Origin of the sequence: Paenibacillus agaridevorans, assembly GCF_018604145.1 — a bacterium.
Lineage (GTDB): Bacteria > Bacillota > Bacilli > Paenibacillales > Paenibacillaceae > Pristimantibacillus > Pristimantibacillus agaridevorans.
Genome location: NZ_CP075889.1, coordinates 2,201,007 through 2,213,223 on the forward strand (window position 1 = coordinate 2,201,007; position 12,217 = coordinate 2,213,223).

At 50.5% G+C, this 12,217-nt stretch carries 10 protein-coding genes; 2 read left to right on the top strand and 8 right to left on the bottom strand.

The features are described 5' to 3' along the window. Positions 1–16: 16 nt before the first annotated feature. Positions 17–1,003 (bottom strand): aldo/keto reductase, encoded by a 987-nt coding sequence (locus KJW29_RS08990; RefSeq protein WP_214629516.1) that lies wholly within the window; start codon positions 1,001–1,003, stop codon positions 17–19. 118 nt (positions 1,004–1,121) lie between these two features. Here KJW29_RS08990 and KJW29_RS08995 point away from each other — a divergent pair, with 118 nt between their 5' ends. Beyond that, positions 1,122–1,457, top strand: a complete 336-nt coding sequence (locus KJW29_RS08995) for a DUF1904 family protein (RefSeq protein WP_214629517.1) — start codon at positions 1,122–1,124, stop codon at positions 1,455–1,457. Positions 1,458–1,611: 154 nt separating this feature from the next. Here the strand turns inward: KJW29_RS08995 and KJW29_RS09000 are convergent, their stop codons facing one another. From KJW29_RS09000 to KJW29_RS09010, 3 genes are all read right to left on the bottom strand, one after another. Next, positions 1,612–1,920: a hypothetical protein gene (locus KJW29_RS09000; RefSeq protein WP_214629518.1), complete on the bottom strand. Its 309-nt coding sequence runs from the start codon at positions 1,918–1,920 to the stop codon at positions 1,612–1,614. Between the two features lie 49 nt (positions 1,921–1,969). After that, complete coding sequence (locus KJW29_RS09005; RefSeq protein WP_214629519.1) at positions 1,970–3,457, bottom strand: aminoacyl-histidine dipeptidase; 1,488 nt, start codon at positions 3,455–3,457, stop codon at positions 1,970–1,972. A gap of 62 nt (positions 3,458–3,519) precedes the next feature. Next, complete coding sequence (locus tag KJW29_RS09010) at positions 3,520–5,007, bottom strand: Lsa family ABC-F type ribosomal protection protein (RefSeq protein ID WP_214629520.1); 1,488 nt, start codon at positions 5,005–5,007, stop codon at positions 3,520–3,522. Between the two features lie 487 nt (positions 5,008–5,494). Between KJW29_RS09010 and KJW29_RS09015 the strand changes: the two genes are divergently transcribed. After that, the gene (locus KJW29_RS09015; protein ID WP_087568652.1) at positions 5,495–5,713 is read left to right on the top strand and encodes an alpha/beta-type small acid-soluble spore protein; all 219 of its coding nucleotides are present in this window, start codon (positions 5,495–5,497) and stop codon (positions 5,711–5,713) included. A 154-nt stretch (positions 5,714–5,867) separates the two neighbouring features. Here the strand turns inward: KJW29_RS09015 and KJW29_RS09020 are convergent, their stop codons facing one another. The 4 genes from KJW29_RS09020 to KJW29_RS09035 all read right to left on the bottom strand — a co-directional run bounded on the left by KJW29_RS09020 (position 5,868) and on the right by KJW29_RS09035 (position 12,204). Beyond that, positions 5,868–6,392, bottom strand: coding sequence for a D-glycero-alpha-D-manno-heptose-1,7-bisphosphate 7-phosphatase (locus KJW29_RS09020; protein ID WP_214629521.1), 525 nt, complete (start codon positions 6,390–6,392; stop codon positions 5,868–5,870). Between the two features lie 143 nt (positions 6,393–6,535). Beyond that, positions 6,536–8,932, bottom strand: a complete 2,397-nt coding sequence (locus KJW29_RS09025; RefSeq protein ID WP_214629522.1) for a polyprenyl synthetase family protein — start codon at positions 8,930–8,932, stop codon at positions 6,536–6,538. A 166-nt stretch (positions 8,933–9,098) separates the two neighbouring features. Beyond that, a complete protein-coding gene (locus tag KJW29_RS09030) occupies positions 9,099–11,066 on the bottom strand; it encodes a stalk domain-containing protein (protein ID WP_214629523.1) in 1,968 nt (655 codons plus the stop codon). Positions 11,067–11,304: 238 nt separating this feature from the next. Beyond that, positions 11,305–12,204, bottom strand: coding sequence for an ROK family protein (locus tag KJW29_RS09035; protein WP_214629524.1), 900 nt, complete (start codon positions 12,202–12,204; stop codon positions 11,305–11,307). Between the last annotated feature and the right edge of the window lie 13 nt (positions 12,205–12,217).

The following is a 12,217-nucleotide window of genomic DNA, read 5'->3' on the forward strand; positions in this document are numbered from 1 at the left end:
TTAATCTATCATTTAGTTACTCTTTCAACGCCCCAACGACCGGATGCGGAACGTACGGAGCTTCCAATTCGGCAATTTCGTCCTGAGTCAATTTGACGGATAGCGCGGAAACCGCTTCATCCAGATGCGACAGCTTTGTAGCGCCGATGATCGGAGACGATACGTTATCCTTCTGCAGCAGCCAAGCCAGAGCGACCTCGGCACGAGAAACCCCGCGCTGCTCGGCAATGGCGGCCACGCGATCCACAATCGGTCGATCGACATCTGCAGTAGCGTCGTATTTCATCTTTTGGGCAGAGTCGGTCTCGGATCGATGCGTCGTGACAGACAGGTCACGGGCAAGTCTGCCCGAGGCTAGTGGGCTGTATGGGATGACGCCGATTCCCTCTTCCTTGCACAGAGGCATCATCTCGCGCTCTTCTTCCCGATAAATCAGGTTAAGATGGTTCTGCATGGCCGTGAATCGGGTCCAGCCGTGTCGTTCGGCGACATGCAGCGCCTTCTGGAACTGCCAGGCGAACATGGCGGAAGCGCCAATGTACCTGACTTTGCCGGACTTCACGACATCATGCAACGCCTCCATCGTCTCTTCGATCGGCGTGTTGTAGTCCCAGCGGTGGATTTGATACAGATCCACGTAATCCGTACCGAGACGTTTCAAGCTGTTGTCGATTTCGCTCATAATCGCTTTGCGGGACAGACCGGCGCCGTTAGGACCTTCCTGCATACGGAAAAATACTTTCGTAGCTATAACAACCTCGTCGCGTCTGGCGTAATCCTTTAGAGCGCGGCCAACGATTTCCTCGCTGGAGCCGATGCCGTATACATTCGCCGTATCAAAGAAATTAATGCCGCGGTCCAGCGCCTTCTTGATAAACGGACGGCTCTGCTCCTCGTCGAGCACCCATGGATGATTCCAGCGCGTTGCATCGCCGAAGCTCATGCAGCCCAAACAAATACGCGATACATCCAATCCCGTACGGCCTAATTTCACAAATTCCATTCCAGCTCCCCGCTTTCTATTCGCATTTGAAATGCCTATCTATGTATCCACGTCTTTCCCATAACGCCACTTTGTTCTATAATGATTAGATGTTAACGATGAAAGGAGCTCCATCCCTTTGCCACATCTATTATTTCGCGGCGTGCCTGCCGAAAAGCTTCAAACAGCCGCCCTGCCTATGGCGGAACGATTAGCCGCGCTTTGCGGCTGCGGCACGGATAACTTCACGCTAAATGCTCTGCAGATTACGAATGTATTCGGCGCCGGCCCCGGCGATCCTCCATTTGTATTCGTCGAAGTCGGCTGGTTCGAACGGGGAGGCGAGACCCGAGCCGCTTTCGCCCGGATTGTAACAGATGCAATAATGGCGCTTGGATATCCCGAGGTAGAGATCGTGTTCCAGGCCTATCGCGAAGACAGCTATTATATCAATGGTACGGCGGTACAAGAGTAAGTCAATCATGCTTATGCTCCCAGTCGCCCAACTGTCTTCTAATGCTCGATAGTTGATCGAGTTGCGCTTAGCGGCAATTGGCTAGCTACCACTACATTTAGTCAGTTGAAGGCGTAATCGCAAGGGCGGTTACGCTTTCGCTATTTCCCCGAGTTCAACCCTCCGTCAAATCCGCTCGAAGTTCGCTTGCGATCTCGACCATCTTCGGTACAACGGCCTCGTTCGTGACCGCTACGTACAAATCCCCCATGTAATGCCGGAACGGAATTTCCAGCTCCCCATAGCTCCACATAAAGAAATCGCCGTCGATGGACATCGTGGCGCCCGGCCCTTTAACCGTATAGACGGACGTATATGCAAAGTCTGGTTTCGCCGCAAAATATTGCTTGCATTCCTCCAGCGTAATCTCCTGAGCCTCTGCAGGCTCCTGAAATGATCTTGTAATCCGGTATCGTTCACTCAACTTGCAATGCCTCCTTGCTGTAATTCCATTCTCTTCTATCATACCACGCCTATTGCTTCAGCGCGCGCAGCACATCGACCAGGAACGCCCAGGAACGCTCCACGGACGTAATCGACAGATGCTCTTGCGGCGTATGGATATCGTAGAGATTGGGGCCATACGACACGGCGTCGAGCTCCGGCAGTTTGCCGACCAGCACGCCGCATTCCAGTCCGGCATGAATGGCTTTGACTTCAAGAGACTTGCCGAACCGCCGCATGTATACCTCCTCAAAGACGGGACGAAGTCTGGAGTCTGCAAGGTACGGCCAGCCAGGGAAGTAGCTGTCGAAGCGGAAGCCGCAGCTGACAAAGCCGGATAACGTCTCCATCCTTCGGAGTACATCGTCCAACTGCGATCGATGCGAGCTGCGCGCCAGACTTTGCATAACGATGGACTCATCGCCGGTTGAAACAATGCCGAGATTGGAGGAGGTGCGAACCAGATTCGGGATCGCCTTGTCCATACTAAGCACGCCGTTTGGAATGAGTTCAAGCAGCCCGATCGCTGCCGACTTCGTTGCGTCGTCGAACAGCTTGCCGTCTTGCGGCGAGTCTCCTCCCCACTCTGCTGAAGCATGCAGCTCTATGCGGATATCTTTGTCCGATACGCGGAATTCATCGCCGAGTACGGTGTTGAGATCGGCGATCACCTCTTGCGTCGCCTCCAGATCACTCTTGCGGATATACACTGCGGCTTCCGCTTCGCGCGGGATCGCATTCGCCTTCATGCCGCCAGTTACGCTCGCAAGACCGAACGAGACACGGCGGTCAAGCTCGCCCAGCGCTCTCCCGAGCAGCTTGTTCGCATTCCCGCGTTCATGGATAATATCGTCGCCGGAATGACCGCCACGCAGTCCTTGCACAACGATGACATAAGAATCGCCGTCCTCCTGCTTGGCTTCGCGCCAGCCGATAGGCACCGTATGGTACAGATTCACTCCGCCGGCACTGCTGACGAACAATACGCCCTCGCGGTCGGAATCGAAGTTGATCATACGACGGCCTTTCAGCGTGGAAACATCCAATGCGAATGCGCCGCCCATCGTCGTTTCTTCTTCCGTAGTCATTAAAATTTCCAGCTCCGGATGGGCGAGCTCGGCGGAATCGATCAAAGCAAGAGCGGTTGCGACCGCAATTCCGTTGTCGGCGCCGAGCGTCGTTCCATCCGCATAGATAAAATCGTCTTCCACGCGAAACGTTATGGGGTCATTTTCGAAGTCATGTACTGTGCCTTTATTCTTCTCGCACACCATGTCGAGATGCCCCTGGAAGATGACGGGCTCCGCGTGTTCATAGCCGGCTGAAGCCTGCTTGCGAATAATGAGGTTATGGCGTTCGTCCTGCAGGACTTCACAGCCTCTTTGCCTGGCGAAATCCGCCACGAAGTCGCTGATCGCCTTCTCGTTGCCCGATCCTCGCGGAATCGCTGACAACTGCTCGAATAGCTGTAGTACTTTCAAATCGCCGGTATACTTTGCGTTTATCGATTTTTTCATCGTGGTACCCCCTATGCGCTTCACTTAGAATTCCTCGGATTCCATCAGTTTAACACAGTCGCTTATCCGTTCGACAGCTCGATCCGCTCTGTCGCGATGGCATTGGTGAATTCTCGATCGTGTTCGACGAACAACAAGGTTGGCGCATAGTCCAGCAAAAGCTGCTCAATCTGCATGCGGGAGATGACGTCGATAAAGTTTAGCGGTTCATCCCAGACGTGCAGATGCGCTTGTTCGCATAAGCTTCTGGCGATCAGCACCTTCTTCTTCTGTCCGCCGCTGTATGCCGATATATCTTTTTCGAACTGCACTCTGGAGAAGTCCAGCTTGCGCAAAATCGACTTGAACAAACTTTCGTCAATCCCGTAATCACGTGCATATTGGCTCAGACTGCCGCTAAGATGTGAGGTATCCTGGGATACGTAAGAGACGACAAGCCCGCTGCCTCTTCTCATCGTTCCAGTAAATTTCAGCTCCTCCCCGCAGATCAGCTTAAGCAAACTCGACTTGCCCGAGCCGTTTCGTCCCGACAATGCGATACGTTCGCCCCGTTCGATGTCGAAGCTGATTTCGCCGGTTACGGGCGTTTTTCCATAATAGATCGATACGCGATCCAGCTCTACAAGCCGGCTTTTATGATAGTGCAGCTGCGTCAGCTTCAGGCTGTCGGCACTTTCTACGTTTTTGAGCAGTCTGGATTTCTCTTCGATGGCATCCGATTGTCTGCCTTCAATCGATTTGGAGCGTTGCATCATTTTCGCGGCTTTATGGCCGACGTATCCCTTGTCGATCTTCGATCCGGAATTTAATGTGCCGTTTTTCGATTTCTCCACTTCATCGGACCAGTTGCTTGTGCGTTTCGCCGCCTCCGACAGCCGCTTAATATCCTTCTTCAGCTTATCGTTTTCGGCGAGCTCGAAGTTGTCCTGCCGCTTCTTATTCTCCCACCAATCAGAGAAGTTGCCTCTCTGCACCGTTATATCCGTTCGGTTGATGGATAGGATGTGATCGACGCAATTGTCGAGGAAGGCACGGTCATGGGACACCAAAATATATCCTTCCTTGCTTCTCAAATATTGACTGACCAGCTCCCTCGCTTCCATATCGAGATGGTTGGTCGGCTCGTCGATTAACAAAAAATGATTGTCTTTGAGGAACAGCGCCGCAAGCAGCATCTTCGTCTGCTCCCCGTTCGACAGCGTCTCGAAGGATCGATACAGGACATCTTCGCCAACCTGGAGCAGGTTCAACTCGCGCATCAGCTTCCAATGCTCATAATCCGGAGCGATGTCTTCGACAACTTCGATCGCCATCCGACCACGGTTCTTTACCTGAAAGGGGAAGTAATCGAATTCGACGGAAGCGGATATCGTACCCTTGTACTCCTGTTTGCCGAGCAACAGATTGAGAAAGGTAGTTTTCCCCCTCCCGTTGCGCCCGGTGAAGCCTAATTTCCAATTCGTATCGATCTGGAAGCTGACGTTCTCGAAGATGGGATCGTAGCTGCCTTCGTATGCAAACGTTAATTTCGAAACTTGAATTAATGACATTAAGGATTCCCTCCCGTATGGAAAAAAATAAAAAAAGCCGCAAGAAAGTTACTCTCTCGCAGCTCATTACCATACAACTCTAATATCCGCGCCAGAATAAAGGGCGGGTCCATTAGAGATATGCCGTATGAGACTGAAGCCGATGAAGTAACTTTCTTGAAGTCACGCGACAAAACAAACGGATGATGTCCTCATACGTTCGCCCATTTGTCTACTCGCAACGATCAAGAAAATCCTACATCCTGCATTCAGCTCCATTCATGAAATTAACAGTAGATTATCACAATCATGTGCCGATGACAACCCTAATTCTTTTGCCAGGCTCGATCAGATATCCTTCAAAAAAATTTTTTTGGTCAGAAAATAGCGTCATTATGCGGAAAAAGACAATTACCATTTTTTACATGACATTTCTTTTGAATAGGCATGTATATCTTGTTCTATCATGCACACAATAACCTCACATCCCATTAAGGAGTGATAATCAATGAGCAGACAAAGTTCAAACAACCTGGTAGTACCGCAAGCAAAAGCAGCACTGAATCAAATGAAAATGGAAGCGGCATCCTCGCTTGGCGTATCCCTCTCCCAAGATGGATACAACGGCAACCTGACAACTCGTGAAGCTGGTTCCATCGGCGGTTACATCACGAAAAAATTGGTCCAAATCGCCGAGCAACAAATCGGCGGCGGCCAACGTTTCTAGAAGTCGGCGACGAGCAGGATAACCAAGGTGCAACGGCTGTAGCCGCCTTTTGGCGGCGCAGCAAGTTTCATCCTGAGAATTATAGGTCCAGTATGGCGTAAACCTATACTTTTCTATAATTCAAGGAGGCAGCCGGATTACCGGCTGCCTTTTCTTATGTTTGTATAATGCTGCGATCCCTCAGGCCGTTAACAGCTTCCAGCAAGCCGGAGAATACATAATCCGGATCAATGCCGGAAGGAACTTTGTCGCCAATAAATACCGTATAAACGCCAGCGCTGCGTCCCGCCATGATATCGGTGTCACGATCACCGACCATGAAGCTTGCTTTACGGTCAATATCGTACTTTTTGATCAGCTCAAGCAGCATGCCCGATTTGGGCTTGCGGCAGGAGCAGCCCGCATGCGGCTTATGCGTGCAATAACGAGCTTCCACGATATCGCCGCCTTTTTCACGAATAAGAGTAACCATATAGCCATTTATGCTTCTGAGAGCCGATTTGGTCATGAAGCCCAACCCGACACCTCCTTGATTCGATGCCACGAATACGCCGAAGCCCATGTCGTTTAACGCTTTTATCGCCTCCGTTACGCCAGGCAGCAACTGGAATTCGGATTTTCGGTTGATGTTCCCACCTTTATTGATGACTCCGTCGCGATCCAAAATAAAGGCTTTCATGCTTGTGGTATTCGCTCCTTTTTAGTCCGCTCATAAACAGCTATCTTTTGTCTGTTATAAGTTTCTCCTATAAAGATGCCGTCAATTCTTTCCGGCTTATCTTTCAGAAAGGAACGCCCGGTCAGGACGCTCCTCAAAATGACTTATGATTGTCTTTGAATCAAATAATGGAGCAGATGCGCCAAAAAGGCGGAATCACGAGGAAGTTCGTTCAGGGCTTCCGACGCAAGACAATAATGCTCCCACATGGTCTTCGTAGCACCGTCTTTGCCAAACAACGTCACGAACGTCGAGCTGCTATTGCTCTCGTCCTGTCCAACCGGCTTGCCAAGCATGGCGACGTTACCCTCGGCGTCAAGCAAGTCGTCCTTGATTTGGAACGCGATGCCGGCATGATAAGCGTATTTCTTTAACGCTTGAATTTCCTTCTCATCCGCGCCGGCGAGAATGGCGGGCATAAGGAGCGATGCTTCGAATGCGATACCGGTCTTGTAATAACATAAGATGTTTAGCTCTTCGAGCGTAAGCGCCTGACCGCGCGTGCGCAGATCCATCTCTTGGCCTCGGCACATATCGGCCGCCTTCGAAGAGGAATATTGGATCAGTTGCAGGACGGATTTCGGCGAGAAGCCGGTCAACGAAGATTGCTCCTCGATAGCCTTCTGGATCAGGAACAGACCGGTCAGCTCGGCTGTAGCGCTATTGTGCAGGAGGTGAAGCGTAGGTTTTCCTCTGCGAGAAGAGGCATTATCTTGCGTCGGCAAGTCGTCGAAGATGAGCGACGCCGTATGCATATATTCGAGCGAACGGATGAGCGGCGCGATCAAGGACGGCGATAAGCCGTATTCCTCTACGCACATCACCCATGCGACAATGGGCCGTATTCGCTTTCCGGAGCCTTCGAGACTATAGTTGGCCGCATCGGTTAAGGATTCGCCGAGTATTTCGGATCCTCCCTGCGCTTGTAAAGGCAGAAGTGCATTGATCTCTTCGCGTACGCCTTTAACGGTTTCGGAAAATCGTTCTTTCTGTTCGCGATTGGAGCGCAGCGTGGACACCATCTGTTCCCGAAGCAGTTTATCGAAAAAATCGACGCGATCGGCTTTTTGTATAAGACGTTCCAGCATATTGTCGAAAGAGGCATCGCCTACGGCGAATACGCGCATGAACGACTGATAGGTATCCACTCCGACCTTTTGCTTAAATCGCTTAATCCCTCCGATCGCCCGCTCTAGAATGACCTTGCGGGCAGCGGGTTGCGACCGATACACCCGATGGATCAAGTGAGCCACTACAGCCCAGTATAATTCAAAAGGATTAAGCAGATCAGGCCGTTCGCGATGGTTGCTCCAGTAGTAGGTGTATGGCGTTACAGCACCTGCAGCCAAATCATCGTACATATCCGCGAAGTCGTCAGCCAATTGGTTATATAGGCCGTAATAGAATGTTCGCTGATCGAAGGCCTCGTCCTCTTGCGCGCCGATAACCGAACGGACGATCAGCCGTGAGGATGCTGATTTAATAATGATAGGCAACAGTAATTCTTCGTTCGTGTAATTCGTTACTTTCGGCGATTTATCTCGATCGATGTCCTGGGATTGGAAGAAAACATAAGACTGCTCGTAGAAAATGGGCAGAGACTCCGGGTTCTGATGTTTTCTGATCGTCTCAAACGCTTCGCGGAGCTCGCCATGCACATATTGGATCAGGCCGGCGTTGTTCCCCGTCCAATTCTTGACATCCGGCACGGAGCCGTGCAATAGTGTGTGACGAATCATGCGCGCATATTGCGATTTCTCAGCGTCGTCAAGTACACCGGAATCCATTAAATCGTCAATGAACGGATAAGTTAATCCATAGGAATACCCTAATCGAATGCCTTGATCCAGTCGGCGAGAACGTTCGGCGGGCGATATATGATCGTCCATGTCATCCATGACGTGAAGGACGACGCCGATCATGATTTTGATCAGTTTGCGTACCGCATGCTCTGCATTCATCTCGGGCGGAATGCGATCGGAAACTCGTCTTAGCTTGTTAATCGCCCAAATGACGGCCAACTCGACACCCTCCCGCTGCGCCCAACGATAGATCCCGGCTAGACTCATATGGTCTGGAATTCCCTTATTGTCGTTCGACGAATCTGATGAAGGAATCAGATGCTGTTTCAGGAAGGCAACCAGCTTTTCGATTCGCGTTTGCGTGCTTGGTGATGCTAGATCTTTGCCAAGATCGCGCATGTACATATAAGTAACGCTGCGTTCCAGATAGTCGTCAAGCCCGCCTGTAAGCCGCTGCCATCGCAGAAATTTTCCGTAATCCCTGTAATCGGGTTTGCGGCCCGCTAGTGATAATGCGGATTGCCAAGCGGAAGGTTTGATAAGCTCCTTCTCCCATAGCCGGAAATCAGCCAAAAGCGTGTCCCTGTAAGATTTATGTCCAAGCTCTTCTTGCAGCAGCGCCAGGTAATGGGCGGCTTTGCGTTCCGCATTCGTATACCAGTTATCAGCAAGTTCTGTCGTCGTATTTAATTGTTTCATCTCGGAAACGCCCCTTAATTGTTGCCCTTAATCATACTCGCGCTTCGGCAAGTAGTTGAGTATACGCGCTCACCCTTGGCCGGGTTGCTATTAAATATTGTATAAGTTATTGCGCTATAAAAAAACCGACCTCGGAAGGGGATTTCTTCTTTGGTCGGCGATATGGCTATTTAAAGTATTTCCCGTTGCCTTTTGCAAATGCTTCGACAACGACGTCGGCATCCGCTTGTTCGTAGGTAATGGCTGCGCGTGCGTAAATGTCCTCATAATCGTAAGTGACATAGACATAACATTGTTCGACTCCGACTACATCGCCCCAACGCATCTGCGCAACATGATTCATTAGCTTGGCTTTGGCTTCTTTGGACAACCCGTTAAACAACTCTGCGTCTTCTTCTGTTTCAAGCTTGATAAACATCATCGCTTCCGTGCTGTCCAGATTATAATCATTTACGTAATAGCCGTCGACATAACTGTAAAAAGAGTTCCGAAGCAGCTGCTTAATTGTGGTATCTTCGGTAACGGGCGGAGGTTCTTCGCCAATATACTCGTCCGCTACCCAGTAACCCGCATTGGAAATGGTATTGTCGGCATGTCGGATAAATCCGTATCCGTCCATATTGCCTTCATATACTTCTCCAATATAGCGTATGCCGTCTTCTAAATAGAAAATGCCTACCCCTGTTATGTTGCCGTTCGTCAATTCGCCCCGATAATATTTGGTACTGCCGTCGGAATAAACGGTTCCACTGTCGTGAGCCTCGTTGTGATAAAAATATCCTACATATCCCAATTTTCCGTCGTAGTATTGCTTGCCAATATAACGTCCGTCATTCAGCCACTCCCCGTCATAATCCAGCTTGCCATCGGTATAGAATTTGCCTGAGCCGTTGTAGTAACCTCTCTCGAAGGAGCCGATATAATAATTTCTTGGCGCTTCGTAATAAGTGCCGTGGCCGTGCAGCGCGTCTCTTTTAAACTGTCCGTTATAACGCAGCGAGCCATCCGCATTGAACCACTTGCCGGTGCCTTCGCGCATGCCGTCGACAAACGATCCCTCATAATACGAGCCTCCGCTATACACCATTTTGCCTTCGCCTTGAGGTCGATTATTTAGGAACGGTCCATCGTAATAAGAGGTGGTATCCTCTACATCGTACATAATGCCATTGCCCTCGACGATCCCGTTGTTGAAGTCTCCTTCGTAGAACAACGTCCCTTTGTATAACAAGCGTCCCTTCCCGTTAGGAACCCCATCTTTCTGATCGCCGAAGTATTTCGTGTCGTTCGAATACAAATATTCGAAGTTGTAGGAGGTAACGGTGCTGTTGATGGATACCGTTCTCGTTTCAGCATCCCACTCCACGCTCCTCCCGGTAGCTTCTCCGATAAAGCGCAGCGGAACCATCGTGTTTCCGGACATGAGGATGGGTGCAGAAGGAAGCGCTACGGGCTGTCCGCTTACGGAAGCGTTTTTGCTGTCGATGACCAGCTTTAGTTCCAGCTTCTCTTTGGTTCCCGTTACCGTGCGCGTTTCACCGTCCCAGCCAACTTCAAGTCCGAATTGCTCGAACAGCGGACGGAATTGCACCATGGTAGAACCTTTGACGATTACAGGATCGATCCCGAATTCGGCAAGCTCTCCATCGATATAGATTTTAATGGGAGCCGAGCTGCTGCTTTCGGAGATATCGCCCAGATCTATTTTCGTGACGACTGTGACGCCCTTCTCTTTTAATTGTTCCACGACATATTGGCCTTCCTCATTGAGAGAGCCGCTGTCAATGTATAGAAATTGAAGCGATTCGATCGACGAAAGCGCAGTAATGTCGAGCTTGTCGTGGGTGTTCATGATGAATATTTTCGTCAAATACAAAGCATGCTCCAATCCTTTGAGAGACTGGATATCATCCGTGTCATCGAGTGACAACGAATGAATGATCGAAATCTCATCCTCCGTAATGAGCTCCTTTTCCGGCAATCCAAGCTCGTAACGAATATCGTCCTGCAATGCTTTGTCCATGGTTAACTTAGACAAGGCGTGGGTTGTGTCCGAGAAACTCCATGCGAAGCTTCCCGCGGCGATTGCGCATGCAATCGCGAGCTTGCTTAATTTGCCGAATTTACGAAACAATGAAATTCCACCCTCCGACGAAAAATAGGATATTTGAACTACCTAAAGTTAAATACGAGATGTTCGCCGATATTCCTTCCAAACTTGGACAGTGTTAGTAAATATTTTTGTAAAGAAATGCCTTGACTTTAACTGCGTCTGGTTTTATATGAAACGTGAAAAAACCACCCTCGCGGGCGGTTTAGAAGATGATATTTCTATAGGCAATCTTGTTTCCCCACACCATTACTTAACGCCATTAACCATTATCGACATTAACCGAGGATTTTCTCCAAGCCTCGACGCCGAGCGCCAAGGATCCGCATAATGCCGCATTATCGCCAAGTCCAGGAGAAACGATATAATTATTAATGTCATTAATTATAGCGTCAACCTGAACGTATCCGTTCAAATTCCGTTGGACTTCTTGCCGAATGAGCGGCAGAAGCTGCTTCTGATGCATGACGCCTCCCCCAAGGATGACCCGTTTCGGAGAAAGCAGCAATATCGTCGATGTGACGGCTTGTCCGATATAGTAGGCTTCCATCTCCCATGCCGGATGGTCCGATGCAAGCTCGCTGCCCTTCACTCCCCACCGCTTCTCGAGCGACGGTCCTGCCGCCAGGCCCTCCAGGCAATCTCCATGGTAGGGGCAAGCACCTTCGTAACGATCGTCCGGATGACGTCTCGGCAAAATATGTCCGCCTTCCGGATGAGCCAATCCGTGCACAAGCCGTCCCTCCGAGTAAACGCCGACGCCGATGCCGGTACCGATCGTGAAGTAGACGCAGCTATCCAGTCCTGCCGCGGCTCCCCATACCGCTTCGCCATATGCGGCAGCGTTAACATCCGTGTCCCAGCCCATCGGCACATCGAAGCTTTCTTTTAAAGTGGCAAGGAACGGAAAGTCGGACCACCCCCGCTTCGGTGTCGTCGTTACATATCCATACGTCTTGCTTGCGGGGTCAATATCGATTGGGCCGAATGTCCCAATGCCAATGGCTTCAACGTCTTTGTTTCGGAAGTAGTCGATAATGGCCGCCATGACTTTCTCCGGCTCCTCTGTAGGGAAGCTGATCCGGTCTTCGATTACGCCTTGTTCATTGCCGATGCCGCACACGAATTTCGTGCCGCCCCCCTCAATGGCTCCGATTCTCATCGTTGTTCATCCT